Genomic DNA, 24,268 nt, shown 5'->3' with positions numbered 1-24,268 from the left:
ACCATCCGTTATAATTCAGATCTATTGAGTATTGTTCCTTTATAAGCGTCAAAGTAATATTGATACGTTTTTAATTTGATAATCCAAATAGGAATCAGACTATCCCGCTCTCCCATCGGTTGCTCATAGTACCCCAGCTCTACACCGTCTATAGAGGAAAGGATTTCTTTTAATACCTCATTTTCCTCGATCTCCTCGTCTGTCTCCATTACTTCTCCTAAAAATATGCTTTTAATATAATCAAAATTTATATCTAATACCTGCTGAGGAGTAAGAATGGTTCGATTATCCAACTTTTCTATAAACGTAACATCAATCTTCTCCCTTTTTACATATCTCTTATAAGCGGTTACCTGTCGCCCAGTCACTTCTACCTCGATCGGTGCCCGGATCACTTTATCATAATAATATATTGGCAATCCATTAATGCGATACCCGAAAAGGAATAGGTATCCTCTCTTTTTGTCCCGTTCCACGATTCCCTTTAAATATGCCTCCTTCGGCCAATCTCCGTGCTCTGTGACAAATTTCACTGCAGCTCTCAGCGCCTCTGTTACCTCCGCAGTGAGTACAGGTCGACCATCTGCTTCTTCGTTATACTCTACCGTACCAGAGGCATCAATTTTTAATGCCTTCTGTCCATAGCCATACATATAAATCACAGTACCGCTGGTTTCTGTAATCTTGCGAACAAAGTCAAAATTTTCTCCGAAGAAGGTACCCGCGAGAGGCTCTACCTGCCGCGTATTGGTGGTATCCACTTCTTGTACTACTTTTATCTTAGAGATATCTTCGCTAAGTGCGATCGGCATTAGCGTATTATTTTCAACGCCCATAATATCCTTTACCGCAAAATAATGATCAAAACCGTTCTGCTCTATAGTATTAATAATCTCTGCCATGCTGCCATTTACTTCTCTTGCTCTGACACGATAGAATTTGCTCTCTGCCGGACTGCTTATGTAAAGGGTAGCTTCTTCAGTTACAGGAATGAGTAAACTTCTAAAGCTGCTGATTTTTCCTTGCAGGCCCAAGTCCTTTCCTTGTACCACATTTTTCAAGACAGAAATCGGCATATCATAATCAAAATCCACCCGTATCGACCGGAAGTCATTGACGCTGGTCCAGCGCTCCATATTAATTTCTTCTATTGCAACCTCTTGTTCAAAATATGCCTTTAATATAGGCACAGCCTCTGACCAGATATTATATGCATCTGAAAAAAACACCGTATGATAACCACCCCCAAAGTTAATGGCAAAACTTTGGGGGCTTATTACATTCATCATAAGTGTCGTTATATCGTAGTTCTTTATTTCATTGTTTTCAACATCCTTTGTAGCCGGCAAGATTTCCGCCATGGGAATTCCTACCCAAAGCTGCTGAGTCAAACCAACACTAAGAACAAAAAGCATTGTCAACAAAAGGGTTTTAAAGCCTTCCTTACGCATATGCATCCTCTCGCTTCAATCACCTATTTGTTAAATAGGATATCTTTCAATACGTTTGTATTCATAATATTATTGAGTGATTTCGTCATCTCTTCATCTTTATTCTTAACTGTAAAATATTTTACTACGGGATCTTTTTTGTTTCCATCTTTATCCTTCACTTCAAAAACCATTTTGTATTTGCCCGGAGATAAATCTTTAATTTGCTTATTATAGAACTTCAGATTCTCACCTTGATCTACTTTTTCCGGTCCAAAGATTAACTCATCATCTGTATCTTGCTTATAGATTTTTAATGTTACAGATGCATTGTCCAGTACCTGTACAGAGATCAGAAGACTGTCTTGAACGATCACATCTCCCTTCGGGCTGATGATTTCAATAAGGCCTTGGTTTATTTCTGTATTTGATCTATATTTAATTTGGGCAAACTGCCGATGGGCGGCATAAGCTGTAGTATTTGAAGCGCTTATGATTACCAGAACCAAGGCTCCAGTAATTGCCTTTTTGTACATATGGATTCCTCCCAGTAAGTGCATTGGTGTACTATATTTTACATTATACTCTATTATTATTACAAACGTATTACACCCATTTTAAATTCCGATTACACAACTTTTTCCTGTAGCGGTAAATTAATCACAACCTCCGTACCTTCCCCATAATTGCTTAATATTTCTATTTGCCCCTGATGGGCTTCCACAATTTGCCTTGCAATAGAAAGTCCTAATCCTGTTCCTCCCAGTTCCCGGGATCTGGCCTTGTCTACCCGGTAAAACCGTTCAAAAATTCTTGGTTGGTCCTCCGCTGGAATTCCAATACCATTGTCAACCACTCGGAGTTTCGCACTATTTTCATCATGGGTCAAGTACACATCTATTTCTCCACCATCCGGCGTATACTTGATGGCATTGCTCATAATGTTTAATACAACCTGTTCAATCTTGTCTATGTCCATATAGCCTACTACAGGAACACCTTCACTGACAAACTTTATTTTTTGTTGTTTATTTTTTGCAGTCATGTTTAGTTTTAGTACACAACTTTCCACAATTTTTACAAGATCTGCATTTTTTTTGTTCCATTTTACCTGTTTATAATCCAAACTTGAAAGCTGGAGCAAATCTTTGACCAGACGACTCATACGGTCTGCTTCACTATTCACTACCTGTAAAAATTGTTCTGACAGCTCACGGTTATCCAAAGCACCATCCAGCAGTGTTTCTGTATAGCTCTTGATGCTCGTCAGCGGCGTTTTTAATTCATGAGAAACATTCGCCACAAATTCCTTGCGCATATTATCCAGCTTCTGTCTTTCTGTGATGTCCTGCAGTACCATAACAACACCTGTCTTCTCACCGTTTTCATCCTTAAAAGGAGCATAATTGGCTTGATATATAGCGTCCTGCAGTCGGATCACTTCACTGCCTACCCAGTCAGAATCATTTTCTTCAATACAGCGCAAGGTTAATCGCTCGTTCAGATGTCCAATCAGCTCATCGTAGGACTTTGTTTCGGTTTCTTCCTTTGTAAGATTCAGCATGCTTAAGGCAGTTGGATTCGCATGGACAATCGAGCCTTCATTATTCACAGCAATCAAACCATCGGCCATATAATTCAGGATGGTTTCCAACTTGCTCTTTTCTCTTGAAATCTCAGATAAAGTAATCTTCAACTTCTCTCGGAGATAGTTAAACATTCCTGCCAGTTGTCCAATCTCATCATCAGATTTTACTTCTACAATCTGATCAAAATCTCCACGGGCCATTTTTGCCGCCTTTACTGTCACATCACTGATAGGCTCCGTAACGCTTCTCGCGATTAAAAACCCTAAAACCACTGTAATAAGCAATGCTAGAAGGGTAGCTTGAATTAAGATCATTCTGGATTCATCCAATGTTTTATAAATATCTGACAAGTCTGCCCGGAAATATAAAATTCCAATTACCTTTCCACCAGCATTCTTGATTGGAAAAACGATATTCTTTACATTAATAGGTTTATCTCCACCCGTATTGATCAGTTTATCCTTCTCAGAAATCTGGCCTCTTCGGGCATCAGAAAGCAATATGTGCTCCAATACATCCACTGCACTTTTATCTACCAGAAGTTCATTGCTGCTGGCAATAATCTGAAAATCCGGATTGACAATAAATACCTCTTCTTTAAACTTTAAACCCTTGGTATAAGTATCCACATAATCCTGGATCTTGGCTTTATTCTCATCCAAGTCCTCGTAGCTTTCCAGTTCAGGAACAAAGTAATCACGGGCAATCTTCGTCAGGTTTTCACTGACAACTCCCAGATGATAGTCTTGAAATTGTTGGATAATAAATACACCTACAATTACCATTGCCATAAATACCAGTAAAAAGTAGATGGTGATAAACTTCCATTGCATACTTTTAAACATCCTAAGCCCTCCTAAAGTAATATCCTATACCTCTCTTCGTTAAGATATATTTAGGATTGCTGGAGTTGTCTTCAATTTTTTCCCGCAGTCTTCTAACAGTAACATCAACAGTACGAATATCTCCATAGTATTCGTAACCCCAAACCTCTTCTAATAGCTGCTCTCTTGTGAAAACCAGATCCTCTTGAGTAGCTAAAAACTTTAACAATTCAAATTCCCTTAGCGTTAATTCTACTGTTTCGTTTCTTTTCTTCACTTCATATTTTGTCAAATCAATGGATAATTCTCCAGAAGAAATCATATTGGATCTTCCATTTCCAGGGGTAGTTCCTACCCGCCGGATGTTGGCCTTCACTCTTGCCACCAATTCCCGTATACTAAAAGGCTTTGTAATATAATCGTCAGCCCCTAGTTCAAGGCCTAATACCTTATCCACCTCTTCTTCTTTTGCTGTTAGCATCAAAATAGGCGTATTGAAGCTCTCTCTTATTTTCTTACACACTTGAAAGCCATCCATTTTCGGCAGCATGATATCTAATAAAATTAAGTCCGGTTCAAATTGATACACCTTACGGATTGCATCTTCTCCATCAAAGGCTACACCTACTTCATAGCCTTCCTTTTCCAGGTTGAACTTCACAATATCGGAGATCGGCTTTTCGTCATCTACCACTAATACTTTTCTATTCATCCCTATACCACCTCATCAAATTTGTATCGTGTATTATATTCTTTTTTTTTTTCTTGAATCCTCTTCTTTTGTAGGATTTCTCTATGATTTTACACGGGGTTCATGTACAAATATCCTTAATTCATATATAAAGGGAAATTTTTAGTTCTAAATTTCTTTTTTAGTCCTTTAGACCTATAAAAATCCGACAACTTCTTCATGTTTTATTTACCCAATTCATATATACTATACGTAGAAGAAAAATAACGATTATAGTGGTTGATCATTTTACTTACTAAAGACAGTTTATTCTGAAAAGACTCCTCCTTTTTCATAGATCATTTTGTAGGATCTGTTGTTTCCAACAGATCCTATCTTTTTTGTCTTATTCAAAATATATTTTTAGCACATCCTCTTTAAAAGCCTCTCTTTTTGCTGCTGATAATGTTTTTCCACTGCCTAGACTTTCCAACACTTGCTTCATCCCTTCAAAACCATGATTTTCAATGATATCACGAACAATCTCAAAGGAACGTTTATAGGCAAGCATTTCATCTAAGTTTCCAAACTCTTCCGTCAACTGCTGAAGAGTGTAGGGTCTATCCTCTGGATATCTCAGGTCTTTACCCCATTCATATCCTGTTTGTACATACTCTTGATATAAGGCCATTCCCTCTGTAAACCACAGCGGATAATTTCCTTTTGCCATGTCGTCTACCAGCAGATGAGTAAATTCATGGACCATAGGCCCTTCATTCAGAAATACCTCCCGCATATCCTCATGCTCATTTACCCATAAACGGGGTGAGAGCAACTGTACGGTTGATGCATAATATACACCCATTGGAGGTTTTCCTTTACCCAGATTGGAATTTGTCATTAAAGCAGCAGGATCATTATATAGGATTACTACTGTTTTTCTTTCTGGTCGATAGTTGAACATGTCAACCATTTCTTCATAATGTTTTTCAGATGCTTCAGCCACCAAGTCGATAACCTCTTGGTCTTCTTGATCATATCGGATCACAAAGTTTTCTGTTTCTATTGCCTGATAGTCTCTTGTCTTAAATAAAATCCACTGATATTGAAGCTCTCTCAAATGTGGGTAGAAAAAAGTCTTTAGTGCACCCACATGGAAAGAAGTAGCAAAGACTATAAAAGCCAGTGCGAATATCAACAGGCTGGAAGCAGTTGTTTTCAATACTCTTTTCATGTGTATCCCCTCCCCCTTTAAGAGTATGTATATGAGCGGATACACTGCTATTATAACACATTATTATGTCAACTTCATTGACAATAATAGGAATACCCCTTATTCCTTTTAAGCCATCATTTTGCTTTAACACTTTATGGACTTACTGCATACATTGTATTGAAAATATAATGATATGGAGTGAGCAATATGCCTATGAGATATACGACCAATCGATTTATCGACCCCGTTGTAGCGACAAAAATGTCAGCTGAGCCAAACAAAATGCTGTCTGTTATCGTGCATAGCAGCGACGCTTGTACCCATGTCCACCAATGTATTGAATCTCTAGGGGGTAAGGTAAAGTACGTTCTCCCCTTAATTGGAGCAGTTGCAGCGGAAATCCCCGCAAGCCAAATCGAACGCCTGTCCCTGGAACACGAAGTCGAATATATTAACCATGATTCCAATGTATTCAAGTGCATGGATGTTGCCTCTCTAGCAGTTGAATCTGATTATGTCAATGAAAGCGGTTATACGGGAAAGGGCATAGGGGTTGCAGTTATTGATACTGGGGTCATTAACCATGATGACTTTGTAAGACCGACAAATCGAATCGTCGCTTTTAAAGATTTTGTGAACGGTCGTGCCAACCCCTATGATGATGATGGCCATGGTACCCATGTTGCCGGGATCATCGCCGGAAATGGTTTCATAAAAGAAGATTATAAGGGAATTGCACCAGAAGCCAGCATTATTGGTGTAAAGGTGTTAGACGAAAATGGCAGCGGAAAAACTTCCGATATCCTTGCAGGGCTTCAATGGGTTATTGATACCAAAGATATGTACAACACCAAGGTAGTCTGCATGTCGCTTGGTTCTCCTGCTGAAAATCCCTATAACAAAGATCCTCTTGCAAGAGCCGTCAGCGCCGCTGTGCAACAAGGACTCACTGTGGTAGTAGCAGCCGGTAACAGTGGCCCCGAACGCCGAACCATCACCAGTCCCGGGATTAGCCCCTCTGCCATCACCGTAGGGGCTACAGATGATAACAGAACTGTCACCTTAGAAGACGATTTTATTGCCAAGTTCTCCGGTAGGGGACCCACCATTGACGGCAATGTCAAACCCGATGTGGTAGCCCCAGGTGTTGACATCATGTCCTGCTCCTACAAGAGCCCAACTTCCTACGTAGCTTATTCAGGCACCTCCATGGCTGCCCCAATCGTAGCCGGTGCTGCAGTACTCCTGTATCAAAAGTACCCCAATATCAGCCCAGCAGAAGTAAAGTCCAGACTCGTTCAGTCTGCGATCCCTATAGATCGCAGCCCATACAATCAAGGTGCAGGCTGCATCCGAATACGTCAAGCTATAGGCGTTGAAAAAAAAGAGAATCCACAGCAGCAACAACCTCAAAGTCCTACGCCTCACCCCAGGCAAAGACAACTCCCTTATTGGTGGAGATTCTGGGGACGCGGCATGTTCATGCTGCTTCAACTCATTTTCTTCATTTAGAGGGAATACTGTAAGATAATGAAAAGAAAGCCTGGCACAATGCCAGGCTTTTACTGTTTTAATATTTTACGTAGTTTAGCGGATTCACAGGGGTTCCGTTCTTTCTTACCTCGAAATGAAGGTGCGGCCCTGTGGTTCTTCCCGTATTGCCTACTTCTGCGATTTTTTGTCCCTTATGTACCTTCGTTCCCGTAGATACTACAATTTTGCTGTTATGTGCATAATAGGTCTGATAACCGCCGCCATGGTCAATGATAACCAGCTTTCCATAATTCCCTCTCGTTCCTGCAAATGTCACCTTACCGCCATCTGCAGCATGAACAGCCGTGCCGATTTTCGCAGCGATATCAATCCCTTCATGCTTGCTGCCCCAGCGCCAGCCGAATCGGGAGCTCAAGCTTCCTCTTGTAGGATTGCTAAAAGTCCCTGTTCCCACCTTTGGCGGAACATCCTTAGTTCCCTTTAACACAATCTGCTTTTTCGGATCCTCAAGAATATTTTCCTCCAATATATTTCTGGATACTTCTATGCCGTTCTGTTTTACGATTTCTGCCAAGATCTGTCTTCTACCGTCTTTTCCTTCAACCTTTATGCGGGTCTCTCCTTTGAAAAGTACGGCGGTTTCTTCAAATTCAACATCAAAAGGAATTTTTTCATCTAACCGGGTTTTTTCTATTGTTGCAATTGTAATCAACGGCTTGGGTACAACCAAACTAACTTCTTGCTTTAGCTGTAGTTTATCCGGATTGATACCGGGATTTGCCTTTATTAGATCGTCAACCTTTAAATCATACTTTTTCGCAATACTCCAGAAGCTTTCTCCTTTTTCCACCTGGTGAATTTTCACTTCTTCTGTTCCCTGTTGAATAAGCTTCATGGTATCTTCATAATTTTTAAGTTCTTTCGTCTCTGTAGACACTTCTTCAATCGTCACATTTTCTCCAAAATAAATCTTCTCTACCGATGCGCCTTCAGCAGGTGTATAATTCTTCTTTAAGTCTGCTAAGACACGTTCAGCCTCTTCCTGGGTAGCCAATACAGCAATCACCTGATCATTGACCTTGATCCCGTGGGCCTTTACCTTGAAATTCATGAATGCTTGAACGGATTTTTGCAAAGTACTTTGATCCGTCAACGCCTCGTCTTTAGCTCTTGTTTTTTCATAGGTAATGTTTTGGTTGAAGACGACCTCTGTATTGTAGGCGTTATGTAAATTCCTCTCTATTCTCTCAATGATACTGGAGAAATCTTCCTTTTTCCTGACAACTCCAACTACTTTTCCGTCAACCTTTACCGTGAAGGCCTGATTTTGATGATAGATCACTGTTATTATTGGAACAATCACTAATAAAGCTAGCATTCCAATCATAATTCTTTTTCTGTTTCGTCGGCTAAGTTTTTTATAAAAGGATATCATCTGTCTTTGGATTTGTTCAGGGAATTTACGTATAGGCATCAACTAAAACTCCCTTCTTTTTTCTGTAGTTCTAGAGTCCTAGAATTCTACAAATAGGTTTCTAATTCCTTCTTTTTTGTAATACAATTGTAATAATTTTACCCGGCATTTTTTATTATATCATAGTTTTGATATCAATCAACCGTTCAGAATGATTTTTAATCTCACAGGACAAGTTATATACTTATCATATGCTAAATATTGGATATTATTCCTGATTATAGTTTAGCCACTTATTGAAATAATCCTGCAGTTCCCGATCTGATATCTGTTCACAGAGCTTTATAAAATCTTCTGTAGTAGCATGTTTGAAGCGATATTTATCAAAATAAACCTTCATAATTTGAAAAAACATCTGCTCACCCAGCTCTTTTCGCAGTTCTCCAATAAATATAGCCCCTTTACTATAGACCAATGCCTGGTATTCACGGGCATTGTCGAATTCCTTTAGACTTTTGTAGATCTTCTCCTTCGATTCTGTTCCTGGGACATGATAGGCTTGATACATTCTAGCGATCATATTTTTATAAACATTTTCTTTTACATCATTTCCATATTTTTTTTCATAATACACCAATGTTGAATATTCTGTAAGGGCTTCATCCAACCATGGCTCGTTTACCTGATCATTGCCTACAATTCCATACCACCACTGGTGGGCTACTTCATGAGCAACCACATACTCAAGGATGTCTTTATGGTCCTCTTGATACAGGGATTGATCGATAAAAACTAAATTGGGATATTCCATGCCACCAATAAAAAAATCTGCTGCAGCAACAGAAAGTTGTTTATAGGGATATTTACCAAAAGCCTTATTAAAGATTCCTACAGCATCTTTCGCCGTTTGCAGCGCTAAATCCCCATAAGTGTCGTCTATAAAATAAGATTTAATTTTAACTCCGTCTATTTCATCCTCCAACACTTTGTATTTTTCCCCAGTAATCATAGCAAAATCCCGAACATTTTTTGCCTCAATGGTCCAGAGTGCTTTTCCTCCAATATTTTCACGCTTGATAATGTTTCCGGTGCTGGCTAAAGTGTATTCCGGCAGCATCGTAATATATACTCTGTAGTTGGCAATATCGCTATAGAAAGGATCCCCAATAGCATAATAGGGTTCTAGATTCCAACCGCGGCTATCGTACATTGCAGCGATCGGATACCAGTTAGCAATATTGATGGTGTTTTCCCCATATCCGAAACGTCCATTAGATGGTGGAATTTTTACAGTAAAAATAATCTCTAGATCAATTTTTGACCTTGATTCTAAGGGCTGGTTCAGATTTACTTTCAGAATGGTTTCTCCTACCCCTAAAATTGCATAGTTGAGTGCCTCTCCATTACTTTCAACAGATGTAATTTGAATATATCCCGGTTCAAATCCTTTGGGGTAGGCCAACATCATTTCCCCTTCATCAAAAGGCACGGTATCTTTTGTTTTAAAGGTATTTGGATAGAGATGAAAGTATATTGCTTGAAAGTTGGTATCAGACATATTGGTATAGCTTATCTTTTCATTGGCAACCAAGAGTTTTTCTACGGAGTCAAATTCAGCCTTGATCACATACTCATTGGCAGCGGCTTTAGACCGTTTTTCCCTTTGTGAAAAAACCGCTGCAGTCCCATCCAAAAGATCTAATTTCTCTATTGTAAAAGACATGGTAAGGGATAGCAGGACAACTGAGCACAGGATCAATTTTCTTTTGATCTGCTGCTTCATCCACACACCTCCTATTCTATCGCTTATATAACTATATGTAGAGGTTTTTCCAATATGTACATATTTTGTCAGGGTGCTTAATTTCAACCCCATGGATATGATATAATAGAGTAAAGTTGCTCCGATGGAGCTAGGAAGGTGATCAATTTGCATTTTTTCAAACAAACAAATGATATCGACCTGGGAGATACCCCTGTAGAAAATATTTTTCTTAACGACTTTATGCCCATGGCCAATGGAACCCATGTAAAAGTTTATCTGCTTGGTTATAAATACGCCAATGACAAGGATTCTTCCCTAACGGTCAGTCACCCTACCATTGCAAAGCACTTAGGACTCCCCTTATCCGATGTCATGGATGCGTGGGATTTTTGGGAAAAAAAAGGTGTTATTCGCAAGCATCCCATTGGAGAGGATGATCCTTTTCAATATATGGTTGAGTTCATTAGCCTAAAGCAGTTGTACATAGATAATAATTATAAAGCAGTAAAGATTGGGGAAAGTGCGGAAGAAACTTCGTCGGGTACCTATAGCTGCTCACCGGAAGATTTACTTGAGGCGAATAAGGTACCGGAAATCAAAGAAATGTTTTATCAAGTCAACCAATTGGTCCGACGAAGCCTTGTTCCAAATGAAATGATGGATATACTAGAATGGATCTATAACTACAATATGGATCCTGATCTCGTCATTCGTGCTTTTATGTATTGTATCCATCAGAAGAATGTAAAGAATGTAAAATATGTAGGGGCAGTCATCCGCAACTGGTATGACAACGGTATTACCAGTGTACAAAAACTGGATGAGTACCTTTCAAAAACCGATGAACGCTATAGCCAATACCACAAAATATTTAAAGCTTTGGGTTTTCACTTCAGAGAACCTTCAGCAGCAGAACGAAAGGTTATGGATCAATGGCTGGATGATTGGCAATTTGACATGGAGATTATTTTAAAGGCCTGTGAAAATTCTAAAAAAACTTCAAATCCCAACATCAACTATATCCACAGTATTTTAAGTGCCTGGAAAAAGGATGGGATACAGTCGGTAGAGGAAGCAGCTCAGCGTCAAAAACCGGATGCAGCTCCTGTAAAAAAACCGGTTAAAGCCGCACAAAACCGATTTCATAACTTTGAACAGCGAACTGCAAAATATAGTAAAGATGAATTGGAAAAAATCCTTCGAAAAAAGGAATAAGGTAGGTGTAAACCTTGAAACATCAATTTACCAATGAAATACTGTTAGAGTATGAAAAGATTCGGGATCATCAGCAAAGAGAACTTGAAAAACGAAAGGCTTTGGTTTATAGCAAAATTCCTAGAATCAAAGCCCTAGATGATGAAATCGCTGGAACCGGTGTACTGATTGCAAAAACGATTTTGAATCATCCGACAAACTATGAAAAGGCCTTAGAGGAAATACAAAGCAAGATGGAATTTTTAAAGCAGGAAAAAGCCATTCTATTGACAGAAAACAATATTCCTTTAGACTATTTAGAAGCGTCCTTTCAATGTCCCCACTGCAAGGACACCGGCTACCGCCCCAGCGGAGAAAAATGCAGCTGCTTTAAACAAAAACTGATCAACCGGGCCTATGCCATGTCCAACCTGTCTAAGGTTTTAGAAAAGCAAAACTTCCAATCCTTTAATATTGATCTTTTTTCCGATGAAAAATTTGAAAACCGGGATTTGACGCCCCGGCAGAATATGCTTCAAGTTTTAAATGTCTGTGAAGGCTTTGTACATAACTTTGACAGCAAACAACGGGAAAATCTGCTGTTCTACGGTACTACAGGATTAGGTAAGACTTTCATGTGCAACTGTATTGCCAAAGCCCTGTTGGATAAAGGAAAAATCGTGGTCTATCAAACCGCCTTTAAGATCCTGGAAATATTAGAGGATTATAAATTTAACAAAACTCGTACCTCGGATATAGAAGTCAGCTACCAGCTTCTTTTTGATTGTGATTTACTGATTATAGACGACTTAGGTACAGAGATGACCAATACCTTTACCAATACAGAAGTTTTTAATATTCTCAATACGCGATTGATCAAAGATAAAAACATCCTTATTTCTACAAATCTATCTCCGATTGAAATCGCCAATACTTATAGTGACCGAATTTTTTCAAGGATTTTCGGAGAATTTACCATCTTAGAATTTTATGGTAAAGATGTACGGTGGGAGAAATAATAAGGAAAGTAGGGGCGCACACTGTGCGCCCCTACTTTTTGGCTTATCCCTTAAAGAAGTCCCCTATTGTAGGGAACGATCTGTGATCGTTCCGGCAAATACGAACCCATAATTGCAGCACATAAAATTCAAGTCGTATATTGTTAATTTTGGCAAAAAATTTTTGTCGTTTTTTATTGACAGCTTGCCCATCCTCCTGTAATATATATAAATGTGAGTTGAAAAAATGACCCATTAGCTCAGCAGGTAGAGCACTTGACTTTTAATCAAGGTGTCCCGCGTTCGAGCCGCGGATGGGTCACCACCTTTGCTAGTGTGGCTCAACGGTAGAGCAGCTGACTTGTAATCAGCAGGTTGGGGGTTCGATTCCCTTCACTAGCTCCATTACATAAAAAGGGATGTAGGATAGGTATTCTTATGTCTCTTTTTCTTATTTTTTGAACTTTGAACTATAAAAAAATATCTGTGATTTTAAGAATCCCCGAAGAAAAATTTTATTTTTTCCTTCGGGGGGTCCTTCTTATCGATAAATTTTCTCCCTAATGATGGTCTGGTTTCTGCCAGGTCCTACAGAGATGATCTTTACAGGTACATCGATTAATTCTTCAATACGCTTAATATATTTTCTGGCATTTTCCGGCAGGTCCTCATAAGTAGTACACTGAGTAATATCCTCGCTCCATCCTGCCATTGTTTCATAGATCGGCTCACATTCTGCCAAGGTTTCTAAACAAGCAGGAAAATGCTCTATAACTTTATCTCCCAGCTTATAGCCTGTACAGATAGAGATTTGCTCAAATCCTGTTAAAACGTCCAATAGCATCATCGATAACGCTGTCAAACCATTAATTCTTGCGGCATATCTTACCATTACAGCATCGAACCATCCACATCTTCTTGGCCTTCCTGTAGTTGTACCAAACTCGTTTCCTGCAATACGAATACGGTTACCAATTTCATTATCTTGCTCTGTTACGAAAGGTCCTTTTCCTACACGGGTGGTATATGCCTTGATAACACCTACAACTTCCTGAATCATGTTGGGACCAATACCAGATCCTACGGTAAATCCGCCAGAAATCGGATGAGAACTGGTAACATAAGGGTAGGTTCCCAGATCTACATCCAGCAGGGTTCCCTGTGCGCCTTCAAATAGTACCTTCTTATCTGCTTTTACTGCTTCATATACCACTACAGTGGTATCCTCAACATATTTTCTAATTTGTTCTGCATAACCTAAGTATTGATCTATAATTTCCTGTTTATTTAATTTTTCACCGCCATAAATCTTTTCAATGATTTCATTCTTCTTATCAATCTGCTTCGATACCTTATCAATAAATACCTCTCGGTTCATTAAATCACAGATCCGGATTCCACTTCTTTCCACCTTATCCATATAGCAAGGGCCGATCCCTTTTTTTGTCGTACCGATCATTTCTTCTCCCCGTGAATCCTCCGCTAATGCATCTATTACTTTATGATAAGGGAAAATCACATGGGCTCGATCACTAATCTTTATGTTCTCAGTACAAACTCCCTGAGCCTCAATTTTCTCTACTTCCTTTAGAAAACCTTCTGGATCAAATACAACGCCATTCCCAATAATATTGACAGTCTTCGGATTCAAGATGCCTGAAGGTATCAAGTGAAGCGCATACTTTTTATCTCCTACCACCACTGTGTGTCCTGCATTGTTCCCACCCTGGGCTCTGACAACTACATCTGCTTCGCCTGCCAGATAATCGATAATCTTTCCTTTTCCTTCATCGCCCCATTGCGCACCTACAATTACCACCGTTGACATCTGCGACACCTTCCTCTTATATATTGTTCGTGTTATTTTCATAATTTCCCTGATACACACCTCTTATAGTATCAGAATTACCGCATTCCGTCAACAAATATACGAATAATTAATATATATATTCATTTTTTATTCGACTATAGCTGACTTACCCTAAGGGCAATCATCATAGATTCGAATTCCATTAAAATATCCACAACCATTTTATTTTTTATCATATTTATCCACATGAATAACACCCTGGCTGTTAACAGTCGCCAATGAAACTTCCTCTGCCCCTGCAACGCCATAGGCTTTTAGTGCAAGAGCCAGCCAGCTGATATCTAAGCCGCGATACTTGAGATTTTCCTCCAGTATTCTCCCCTCTATGATCACAGGCAGCGGAATTTCTACGGGCTTCACAGCTAATCCTACATCTGCCGCCTGCAAAGGTCTTTTATCCGCCTTAGGCATCACAGTGACTTTTCCTGTATCCTCCATAATGGCAAATTCTACATCTGCTACATTGCAATAACCCTGCTGGCGCAGTTCATTCATCAAATCCAGCATGGAAAGCTTGGCAGCACGCAGAGAATCTTCGGATATTTTTCCTCTCTGAATTAAAACCTTAGGCGTTCCAAAAATCATATCCCGAATTCTTTGATTCCTACTAATTGAAATCATCAGGAGATGCAGCAGGGTTAGCAGTATAATTCCATAGAATGTGATCATAATATTCTGCGTCATGAGCGGTCCTGCTGCAATCATGCCTAGGATCAGCAGCACTGCCATGTCAAAGTTCGTTAGCTGCGATAAAACACGCTTTCCTATTATACGAAAAATGATTAAAATCAGTATGTAAATGATCAAGATCTTTAACACATAGGCCATAATATTTTGCCTCCGAAATATGGTTTTAACCATAATATAGCTCAAATAATCCATAAATATACAAACGGTGTCTAAGTTCCCTTAGACACCGTTCTGTTTTACTCACCTTTTTTTGCAAAGAATTCATTTAAATCATTTATTAAAGCATCTACACTTAATCCGTGAACCATCGCAGCATCAGCAATGCTTTCCATGGAAGATGCCGGACAGCCTAAGCAATGCAATCCATGTCTCATGAAAATAGGTGCAGTTTCTCTATCCATTCGCAGGACATCTGCAATAATCATATCCTTCGTTATTTTGGCCATATGTCAAACCTCCTTCATTGGTATTCAAAGATACACTAACATTATACCACTTTTCATTTAAAATCAAACTACTATTTACCATTTTTCTCTAGCTTTTGGGTATACTTTCTCCCTACTTTTTAATATTTCTCTTAAGGTTTTGAAATATTCCTTTGTGGATGAATCAAAGATATGGACAAAATTCATCCACATATCCACATAGTTATTCACATTCTAACATTATTTTTGTGGATAAGCTGTTGACGGTATGAGAATAATCTTTTTTTGTCATCCGCATCACCGTATATCGTGTCATTACTACACCATCTACAAAAGTAAACAGCTTTTTAATATCTGGTGCTGTCTCTTTGTAGAAAATCTCCGCATATTGATCTTCAAAAGCAAAATCTTTTTCTTCAACAACCTTAAATCCACATTTTTCGTAACAGCGCTGTGCCCGTGCATTATATTTTGCTGTTCTAAGGCGAATCGCCTGCATATTCATTTCTGTAAAATAGAAATGTAAAAAGGCTTGTATGGCATCAGTCCCGTAGCCTTGATTCATATATTGGGGATCTAATACAATCCCCAGCTCACTTTCCCTTCTAAACCATTGAATGTCCCGAATGAGAAGATAGCCAATAACATGACCTTCCGCATTTTCAATGGCATAGCTTTTCTTTTTCCACTTAACGGTTTTCACCTTATACCAACTATCTCTTTCTCCCTGACTCATCTTCGGAAAATTATAATGAAAAAATAATGGCTCTGTATGTTTTGACCAAAGCTGCATTTTGTCTACATCTTCCCGCAGCAGCCTCCTGATTTTTGTTTTCATCCCTGTTGCAATATACATTCCATCACCCTTCCACAGCTTTTTCCCTTATATAGGCTTTATTGAATCTATATTAACATTTACCGAAAAAAATGTTTCTTTATTCTCTTTATTTTATCATGAAATTTAAAATTTTGTTAATAAACTGAAAAGACATCCTTTTTGGATGCCTTTTTTATAACTTTTCTAAAATTTCAGGAATCGTTAAACCAACCTCTAAAAGTCCTTGTACTGCTGTCTTTTGGGTGACTGCTTTTTTCAGCACTGCCATTTTTTTAATATCTCCTGTTAATACACCGCCAATTAGCTTGCCTTCTTCTATAAAGAGCTTATGAAATACAGTCCCTTCCCGGAAAGTAAGTCCCTGTTTTTCTCCATTTACTTCCCCTACAGAAAATACATTGAACCCGCCAATAGATAGAAGTGTAGCTGGTTGGGGCAGTGTATAGGCGTCTTTGACGCCTACCATACTTCTCCCGGCTACCTTGCCTTGGTCTGAAGCCACTGACCAAAGTCCCATAGCCATCCCTCCAAATTCTGCCACATCTCCAGCTGCATAGATGTTCTCCACCGATGTTTCCATAAAGGCGTTGACTTTGATTCCCCTGTTTTTATCGATATCTGTACTCTCTGCGATGGAGATATTCGGTTTTACCCCTGTAGAAAAAAGCACCATGTCCGTAGGTATAACACGGCCATCCTTTAATGCAATCCCTTCTACTTTTTCTGTCCCAATAATTTCTTGTGTCTCTGCAGTTAGATAGATTTTGAGTCCTTTTTGCTCCAGCTGCTCCTTCACGTATCTTGCCAGTTCAGGATCCAACTGTCTAGGCAACAGATAGGGAAAGAACTCTACTACATTTACACGTAGTCCTCGCTCCTTTAGGGCCCAAGCAGCCTCCAGCCCTAACAGTCCTCCACCAATAACAGCCACTTCTTTGCAATCCAACAAATATGCTTGTATTTCCTCAAGATCGCGAAGGTTTCTTAAAGCAAATACACCGTCCTTCTTTGCCCCCTCTACGGATGGAATAAAGGACGAACTGCCATTTGCCAATAGAAGCTTATGATATCCGACTTCTTTACCACTTTCCAAAAACACCTTCTGCGCATTTGGATGAATAGATTGTACCCGTTCTCCTAGAATCAGTTCTATATTTCTTTCCCGATACCAGTTCTCATCATGGATCAGCAATTCCTTTATTTGAAAGTGTTTACTAATAAAGTGGGATAATTTTACCCGATAATAAGTTAAGACCCGCTCATCTCCAATGATTGTAACATGTGCATCTTTATCGCATTTCCGGATTTCTTCTGCCGCAGTCATACCGGCTACGCCATTTCCGATAATTAGATACGCCCCTTTTACCCCTTCCATAAACCTCACTCCTTATTTTAGCTCTTGAATCAATACCTTAAATTGATATAAATGTTTAACTTCCTCTTTTATTAAACGTTCCAATACTTTTTGTGTCATATCGGTTTTCGTATTCTTTAGAAAGGTCTCATAAAACAAAATCGCATCTTTTTCTGCCTGCATACCGATTAGCAGTGCATCCCTTACAGTATTTACTTGTTGTACTCTATAATATGTAAGTCCATTGGTGTTAAAAATAGCAGTATCACTAATAGCCTTTAGATACTGAACGACCTCTTCCTCCATTAAATACTCCTCGCTCACCCCTAGGCGCGCTGCTACACGATCATATAGCTGTTCAAAAACTTTTACATGCTCAGCTTCTTCTAATGCTAGATAGTGGAACATCTGTTTGATGTCCTCATCCTGAAATCGCTCTGCAGCCTCCATGTAAAACCGATACCCTTCTTCCTCAACACCTTTAGCCATTTTTAATAGCTCTAACTCATTAAATCCTTCCACTTCATTTTCCTCCTCTTGTTTAGGTCTTTTTTCGACTTATTCATACAATGGACGCTTTATAGGATTCTCATGAAATCCTTTCTCTACATCATTCTTACTGGATCGTCAAAACTATAAAATATATTACCCTGACGTCACTTTTCTAAACATCATACTATTAATCTCTGAACTTTTCAAGATTAGCAAACTTAGTAAACTGGCCCAACCATGCCAATTCTACCGATCCAGTCTCCCCATTACGCTGTTTAGCAATGAGAACTTCCCCGATATTCTTTTTCTCACTATCTGGATGGTAGTATTCATCACGATAGAGAAACATAACAATATCTGCATCCTGTTCGATGGCTCCTGATTCCCTCAGGTCAGAAAGAATCGGTCGATGATCTGCTCTCTGTTCTGGAGCACGGGATAACTGAGAAAGTGCCACCACGGGACAGTTCATCTCTCTGGCCAATCCCTTTAATGCTCTGGATATCCCAGATATCTCCTGCTGACGGCTCTCCGCCCGCCCATCACCAGACATCAACTGAAGGTAGTCAATCATAATCATGTCTAAACCCTGTTCCATTTTTAGCCGTCGACATTTTGCCTTCATCTCCATAATCGAGATACTCGGCGTATCATCAATAAATATTTTAGCTTGAGCAAGAGGACCCATCGCCTTTGCCAGTCTTGGCCACTCATCCTCGCTAAGGGTTCCTGTACGAATTTTTTGTATTTCAATATGAGATTCAGCACTTAACATACGCTGTACCAGCTGATCCTTGGACATCTCCAAGCTAAAGATGGCTACAGATGCATTTCCCTTCAAGGCTGCATTTTGACAGAGATTCAGTGAAAATGCAGTCTTCCCCATACTGGGACGCGCTGCAACCAGAATCAAATCAGACCGTTGAAGTCCCGAAGTTTTTCGGTCAATATCGCTAAAGCCTGTAGTGATCCCTGTAATACCGCCTTTGCTTTGGTACAGTTCTTCAATCTTATTGAAGCTTTCCAGCAATACATGTTTAATATGGGCAAAGCCTTCCTTTGACTGATTTTGTGAAATATCGAAAATGCTCTTTTCTGCCAGATCTAGAATCTGTGTAACTTCTTCTTCTGCTTGATATCCTTTTTCCAAAATTTCTGAGGAAGCCTTGATCAATCTTCTCAAAACAGATTTTTCTTCTACGATTTTAGCATAGTATTTTACATTGGAAGTTGTTGGTACAGCTGCAGAAAGACTGGCAAGATAAGTGATGCCGCCTATAACATCTAAAGTTTGGCGCTGTGTCAGCTCTTCTGACAGCGTCACCAAGTCCACTGGTTCATCCCGGCTATAGATGGCAATAGTAGCTTCAAAAATCTCCCGATGAGCCTCTTTATAAAAATCTTCTCCACGGATCATTTCTGAGGCTGTAATCACAGCTTCCTTATCTAATATCATCGCCCCTAATACCGACTGTTCCGCATCAATATTATGGGGCGGAATTCTTCCTAAATACTCCATATTTTCATCTTCCTCCTTACCCCTGTCCCAATAATTCCTTTAACTGTTTCCCAGCAATACATTCAACAAAGACCAGCACAAGCCTTTTAGTGCCCCATGCTGGTCCCTTTTGATTAGCTGCAAAACAAAATCTCCATTACTTCTTCGATTGTCTCTACAGGTATGATCTCAATACCAGAAATACCTGCCTTTACATCCTTTGCATTTTCTTTCGGAATAATTACGGTCTTCATACCCGACTGTTTGGCACCAAATATTTTTTCGTTAACGCCCCCAATGGGCTTTATTTTTCCTTGAATAGAAATCTCTCCGGTTATTGCTGCATCCTGGCGGACTTTCTTCTGCTGAATGGCACTGATCATGGTCATTACAATCGCTGCTCCTGCAGAAGGCCCATCAATCTTGCCACCGCCTATAACATTTACATGAATATCATAATCGTGAAGAATTTCACCGGTTGTTTTACGGATGAGGGAGGCTGCATTGAAAAGAGAATCTTTTGTCATAGAACCTGCTGTATCATTCAATCGCAAACTGCCTTTTCCCTTCTCTACTGCTTTAAAGGCATTACATTCCAACTCAATCACAGATCCTAAGAATCCATTGACCCCTAGTCCAAAAATCTTTCCAATCTCCGGCTGCTCACTTGCTTTTTTTTGTGAGTAAGATATTAATCTACTCATCCGTACCACACTATCCATATGCTTTTTAGTAATATGGATTTCTCCCTCCTTGGATTGTTCGTAAAGGGCCATACTATAGGCATCAGATAAGATATTCATTGCTTTCCTTCCTTCAATGGTGTATTGACTAATCATCTCTGATACACCATTTTCCAGCTCTACAGACAATCGTCTGGCTCCCTGCTCTACAATATTCTGGATATCTTCATTGGAGAGAGGTTCAAAAAATACCTCTGCACAGCGGGAGCGCAGGGCAGGATTGATTTCCTGCGGCTGCCTTGTAGTAGCACCAATCAAAATAAAATCTGCTGGAGCACCTTCATCGAAAAGCTTCTTTACATATAGCGGAACGGCTGGATTATCTGGATCATAATAAGCGGAGTCAAACTCTACTCGCTTATCTTCTAATACTTTTAACAGCTTATTTTGTAAAAAGTCATCCAGCTCTCCGATTTCATCAATAAAGAGAATTCCTCCGTGAGCCTCTGTTACCAAACCTAGCTTAGGCTCCGGTATTCCGGTCTCTGCCAAGTCCCGCTTGCTGCCTTGATAAATGGGATCATGAACGGAACCCAGCAGCGGATTGGTAATTTCTCTGGGGTCCCAGCGAAGGGTTGTCCCATCCACCTCTACAAAGCGCGCATCTTGCTCAAAGGGTGTATATTTCATTTTCTTTGCAAACTCTAGCGCCAAACGGGCAGCAGTTGTTTTTCCTACCCCTGGTGGACCATAGATAAGTATATGCTGAGGAAAAGGAGATGCAATTTTCGATACCAAAGATTGAATGGCTTCCTCCTGTCCTACGATATCTTCCAGCTTTTGAGGTCTGAAAAGCTCCATGGCTGATTTTGAAAGTTTTTTTGTCTCTAACTTTTCCAGATGTGCATACTTCTTTAGGGTATACCCATTCTCCGGCCCTGCATTTTTCTTCAAAAGCTGCAGTTTCATTTCTTCCATATACTGCAGCTGCTTCTCTTCAATCTTTTCTGCCATTTCCTTCTCTAGGCGGCTCTCTACAGCCCGCCTAGCCAACATATCCGCTACCTGACTCTCAATAGCCTTCAAAGCAGGATCAATTTCCTCTGGCTGAAGGCCCTGTGCTTGCTCCTTTGAATTGAAAACAATTCTGTGGAGTGCCAGAATCCTGTCTTCAATTTTCTCCGACTGTATAAAATCCTGCACTTCTAACTTCATAAGTCTTTCTGAAATTCTATCCTTGCCCATCAAGTGATTGACAATATCATAAAGGGCGGATACTTGACGGTTTACTTCTCCGCTCCCAGAGATTTGCTCATATGAATCTTCTGTATTGATAGCTGCTGCCTGTTGCTCTGTTAAAGATTTCATTGAAATCTCCCTTCTATTCTGCTACAATCTCTACTTTCATTTTTGCGATTACCTCTGGATACACCTTAATTTCAACAAAGCTTGCACCAAGCTCCCGAATCGGGTTATCCATTTGAATCTTTCTTTTATCCATTTTAATTTTATGCTGTTTTTCCAAGCCTTCCGCGATATCCTTGGAAGTGATGGAGCCAAACAACCGGCCCCCTTCGCCGGCCTTTCCCTTTAAGCTTACTATCAAGCTAGACAGTTTTTCTGCCAATACCTTAGCCTCCTGGAGTTCTTCCTGCTTCTTTCTAGCCTCTGCAGCCTTCTGCTTTTCCAGCACCTTAATACCGCCTTCTGTAGCTTCCTTAGCAAGGCCTCTTGGAATCAAATAGTTTCTTGCATGACCGTCACTGGCATTTATAATTTCTCCTGCTTTTCCTATACCCTTTACATCTTTTAATAAAATCACCTTCATTATTCTTCACCTTCCTCAAAATATTCATCAATTGCTCTAATGAGCATTTCCTTTGTCTCATCCATGGTATAATTCTTCAATTGGGTGCCGGCCACTGTTAAGTGTCCGCCTCCACCTAATCGCTCTAAAATCATTTGTACATTAATCTCTCCCAAGGAGCGTCCACTGATAAAAATCTCCTCATCATTCCTATATCCCAATACAAAGGACGCAGTAATTCCTCGAATATCCAACAATTCGTCTGCCGCCTGGGCGGCTACCAGCTGCGCGTTGTGCGTATCCTTTGGGCATATGGATAGGGCAATATTTCTACCAATATCCTGAGCATTTTTTACAACCTCTGCCCGGGCCACGAAGGTTTCCAAATCATCCTGGAATAGCTGCCGTACGCTGGTGGTATCTGCACCGGCTCTTCTCAAAAGAGATGCGGCTTCAAAGGTTCTTACTCCTGTTTTAAAGGAGAAATTCTTCGTATCTACCGCGATGCCGGCTAAAAGGGCTTCTGCCTCTATTTTCTCGATACTCATCTTATCTTCCATATACTGAAGAATCTCTGTAACAAGCTCACAGGTGGAAGAAGCGTAGGGCTCCAAATATGTAAGCACTGTATTTTCAATAAACTCTGCCCCTCGTCGGTGATGGTCAATTAATACGATTCTTTCAGCCTTTGCTAAAGCCTCTGGAGATTGAGTAAAATTCGGCCTATGGGTATCCACCACAACAATCAATGTATCTTGATCTACACGGTTTAGAAAATCATCTGGGGTGATAAATTTATATTCCGGATAATCTTTGATCCGATTCCAGAGATTTTCAATAGAGGGATTCACACCTTCCAGTAGGATATAGGCTTCTTTTCCTCTATTTTTCACTGCCCGGTAGACACCGATGGCCGCACCAAAGCTATCCATGTCCGGAATCTTGTGACCCATAATTAGTACACGCCCGGATTGATCAATCAACTGACGCAAAGCATGGGCAATGACTCTCGCCTTCACCTTATTGCGCTTCTCTACCGCCTTTGTTTTTCCTCCGTAAAAGCTTATGGCATCGATCTTTTTCACAACAGCTTGATCCCCACCTCGGCCCAAAGCCAAATCCATTGCTGCCCTGGCATACTCATCATTTTGCTGGGGTGTTCTACCATTAGCCCCTACCCCTACACTAAGCGTAATAGGAATTTCGTTTCCCATTTGGATCTCCCGGAGTTCATCCAATATGGCAAACTTTCTGTTTTCTAACAGCTCTAAATATTTGTTTTCAAAAATCAGAATGTATTTATCCTTCTGAAATTTTTTCATAACTGCATTCATTCTTGCCGCCCAGAGATTAACCCTACGATCGATCTCTGCAATTACAATGGGTCTTTTTGCTTCTTCGGTGCTCTGCATCACATCATCATAATTATCTACCTGAACCAGCGCAACATTGGTTCTCTCTTCATTATAAAGTATTTTTAGGTTATGGAAATTAGTGATGTCAATCCAATAGAGCATCACAATATGTCTCGATTCTAAATCCTCTGTTTTCACTATATTATATAAAACTTTATAATGTCTATCATTAATTGTTACCTCAGTTACCATATCTTTTTTGTCCTGCAAAATATTGTTCAATTCTATTCCTGAAATAAAGTCTTCAATATTTCTTTCTAACAGATCCTTACTGTCTGTAATTTCTCCAAATCGAGCGTTATACCAGATAATGCTGCCATCAAACTCTACGATTACTAAGGGTATCGGCAGGTTCAGCACCGCATACTTGGTTGCAGCATCTATATTAGAGGAAAAACCTTCTATATACTTGCGCCACATCTCCCTGCGATCATGTGAGGTTTTCCAGTTATGGTACAGCAAATAAATCATGACGACAATACCGATTCCGCCAATCAGCGGATTGTAGTAGGCCAACACCAACACCAAAAGTGTCATGATCCATAAATGAATCCTCGTATCAGGAATGAATATTTTTGAAAACCGTTTATTTCCCATCTATT

General features: G+C 39.8%; 20 protein-coding genes and 2 tRNA genes. 5 read left to right on the top strand and 17 right to left on the bottom strand.

Annotated elements, in window-relative coordinates:
- Positions 1–8 precede the first annotated feature (8 nt).
- From Gferi_RS13780 to Gferi_RS13760, 5 genes are all read right to left on the bottom strand, one after another.
- Positions 9–1,451 (bottom strand): YycH family regulatory protein, encoded by a 1,443-nt coding sequence (locus Gferi_RS13780; RefSeq protein ID WP_069977404.1) that lies wholly within the window; start codon positions 1,449–1,451, stop codon positions 9–11.
- A 23-nt stretch (positions 1,452–1,474) separates the two neighbouring features.
- A complete protein-coding gene (locus Gferi_RS13775) occupies positions 1,475–1,966 on the bottom strand; it encodes a hypothetical protein (protein WP_069977402.1) in 492 nt (163 codons plus the stop codon).
- A gap of 92 nt (positions 1,967–2,058) precedes the next feature.
- Complete coding sequence (locus Gferi_RS13770) at positions 2,059–3,864, bottom strand: ATP-binding protein (RefSeq protein ID WP_069977400.1); 1,806 nt, start codon at positions 3,862–3,864, stop codon at positions 2,059–2,061.
- 1 nt (position 3,865) lies between these two features.
- Positions 3,866–4,555 carry a response regulator YycF gene (gene yycF / locus Gferi_RS13765; protein ID WP_069977398.1) on the bottom strand — a complete coding sequence of 230 codons (690 nt, stop codon included), beginning with the start codon at positions 4,553–4,555 and terminating at the stop codon, positions 3,866–3,868.
- 364 nt (positions 4,556–4,919) lie between these two features.
- Positions 4,920–5,747, bottom strand: a complete 828-nt coding sequence (locus Gferi_RS13760) for a peptidase MA family metallohydrolase (RefSeq protein ID WP_069977396.1) — start codon at positions 5,745–5,747, stop codon at positions 4,920–4,922.
- A gap of 189 nt (positions 5,748–5,936) precedes the next feature.
- On the opposite strand from Gferi_RS13760, the gene Gferi_RS13755 reads away from it, so the two are divergent.
- Entirely contained in the window at positions 5,937–7,241 is a 1,305-nt protein-coding gene (locus Gferi_RS13755; RefSeq protein ID WP_069977394.1) for a S8 family peptidase, read from the top strand.
- Between the two features lie 58 nt (positions 7,242–7,299).
- Here the strand turns inward: Gferi_RS13755 and Gferi_RS13750 are convergent, their stop codons facing one another.
- Both Gferi_RS13750 and Gferi_RS13745 read right to left on the bottom strand, forming a co-directional pair.
- Positions 7,300–8,697 (bottom strand): LysM peptidoglycan-binding domain-containing M23 family metallopeptidase, encoded by a 1,398-nt coding sequence (locus tag Gferi_RS13750; protein ID WP_069977393.1) that lies wholly within the window; start codon positions 8,695–8,697, stop codon positions 7,300–7,302.
- A gap of 208 nt (positions 8,698–8,905) precedes the next feature.
- Positions 8,906–10,420, bottom strand: coding sequence for a M1 family metallopeptidase (locus tag Gferi_RS13745; protein ID WP_069977392.1), 1,515 nt, complete (start codon positions 10,418–10,420; stop codon positions 8,906–8,908).
- 138 nt (positions 10,421–10,558) lie between these two features.
- On the opposite strand from Gferi_RS13745, the gene Gferi_RS13740 reads away from it, so the two are divergent.
- The 4 genes from Gferi_RS13740 (at position 10,559) to Gferi_RS13725 (ending at position 12,999) form a co-directional block, all read left to right on the top strand.
- A complete protein-coding gene (locus tag Gferi_RS13740; protein ID WP_236932596.1) occupies positions 10,559–11,617 on the top strand; it encodes a DnaD domain-containing protein in 1,059 nt (352 codons plus the stop codon).
- A gap of 14 nt (positions 11,618–11,631) precedes the next feature.
- Positions 11,632–12,615: an ATP-binding protein gene (locus tag Gferi_RS13735; protein ID WP_069977390.1), complete on the top strand. Its 984-nt coding sequence runs from the start codon at positions 11,632–11,634 to the stop codon at positions 12,613–12,615.
- A gap of 228 nt (positions 12,616–12,843) precedes the next feature.
- A tRNA-Lys gene (locus Gferi_RS13730) sits at positions 12,844–12,919 on the top strand.
- A gap of 5 nt (positions 12,920–12,924) precedes the next feature.
- A tRNA-Thr gene (locus Gferi_RS13725) sits at positions 12,925–12,999 on the top strand.
- Between the two features lie 136 nt (positions 13,000–13,135).
- Here Gferi_RS13725 and Gferi_RS13720 read toward each other — a convergent pair.
- The 10 genes from Gferi_RS13720 to Gferi_RS13675 all read right to left on the bottom strand — a co-directional run bounded on the left by Gferi_RS13720 (position 13,136) and on the right by Gferi_RS13675 (position 24,263).
- Positions 13,136–14,422 (bottom strand): adenylosuccinate synthase, encoded by a 1,287-nt coding sequence (locus tag Gferi_RS13720; protein WP_069977389.1) that lies wholly within the window; start codon positions 14,420–14,422, stop codon positions 13,136–13,138.
- Positions 14,423–14,626: 204 nt separating this feature from the next.
- A complete protein-coding gene (locus Gferi_RS13715; RefSeq protein ID WP_069977388.1) occupies positions 14,627–15,292 on the bottom strand; it encodes a DUF421 domain-containing protein in 666 nt (221 codons plus the stop codon).
- Between the two features lie 98 nt (positions 15,293–15,390).
- Entirely contained in the window at positions 15,391–15,600 is a 210-nt protein-coding gene (locus Gferi_RS13710; RefSeq protein WP_069977387.1) for a DUF1858 domain-containing protein, read from the bottom strand.
- A 202-nt stretch (positions 15,601–15,802) separates the two neighbouring features.
- The gene (locus Gferi_RS13705) at positions 15,803–16,435 is read right to left on the bottom strand and encodes a GNAT family N-acetyltransferase (protein WP_083273553.1); all 633 of its coding nucleotides are present in this window, start codon (positions 16,433–16,435) and stop codon (positions 15,803–15,805) included.
- Positions 16,436–16,589: 154 nt separating this feature from the next.
- Complete coding sequence (locus Gferi_RS13700; RefSeq protein WP_069977386.1) at positions 16,590–17,792, bottom strand: NAD(P)/FAD-dependent oxidoreductase; 1,203 nt, start codon at positions 17,790–17,792, stop codon at positions 16,590–16,592.
- Positions 17,793–17,804: 12 nt separating this feature from the next.
- A complete protein-coding gene (locus Gferi_RS13695; RefSeq protein ID WP_069977384.1) occupies positions 17,805–18,293 on the bottom strand; it encodes a ferritin family protein in 489 nt (162 codons plus the stop codon).
- A 157-nt stretch (positions 18,294–18,450) separates the two neighbouring features.
- Positions 18,451–19,782 (bottom strand): replicative DNA helicase, encoded by a 1,332-nt coding sequence (gene dnaB / locus Gferi_RS13690; RefSeq protein ID WP_069977382.1) that lies wholly within the window; start codon positions 19,780–19,782, stop codon positions 18,451–18,453.
- 113 nt (positions 19,783–19,895) lie between these two features.
- Entirely contained in the window at positions 19,896–21,812 is a 1,917-nt protein-coding gene (gene lonC, locus Gferi_RS13685; RefSeq protein WP_069977380.1) for a Lon family ATP-dependent protease, read from the bottom strand.
- Between the two features lie 13 nt (positions 21,813–21,825).
- The gene (gene rplI / locus Gferi_RS13680; RefSeq protein WP_069977379.1) at positions 21,826–22,272 is read right to left on the bottom strand and encodes a 50S ribosomal protein L9; all 447 of its coding nucleotides are present in this window, start codon (positions 22,270–22,272) and stop codon (positions 21,826–21,828) included.
- Positions 22,272–24,263, bottom strand: coding sequence for a DHH family phosphoesterase (locus Gferi_RS13675; RefSeq protein ID WP_069977377.1), 1,992 nt, complete (start codon positions 24,261–24,263; stop codon positions 22,272–22,274). Before Gferi_RS13675 ends, rplI begins: the two co-directional genes overlap by 1 nt.
- Positions 24,264–24,268: the final 5 nt, after the last annotated feature.

Origin of the sequence: Geosporobacter ferrireducens (genome assembly GCF_001750685.1) — a bacterium.
In the GTDB taxonomy this organism is placed as follows: domain Bacteria; phylum Bacillota; class Clostridia; order Peptostreptococcales; family Thermotaleaceae; genus Geosporobacter; species Geosporobacter ferrireducens.
This window is presented reverse-complemented; position numbering and strand designations above follow the sequence as displayed.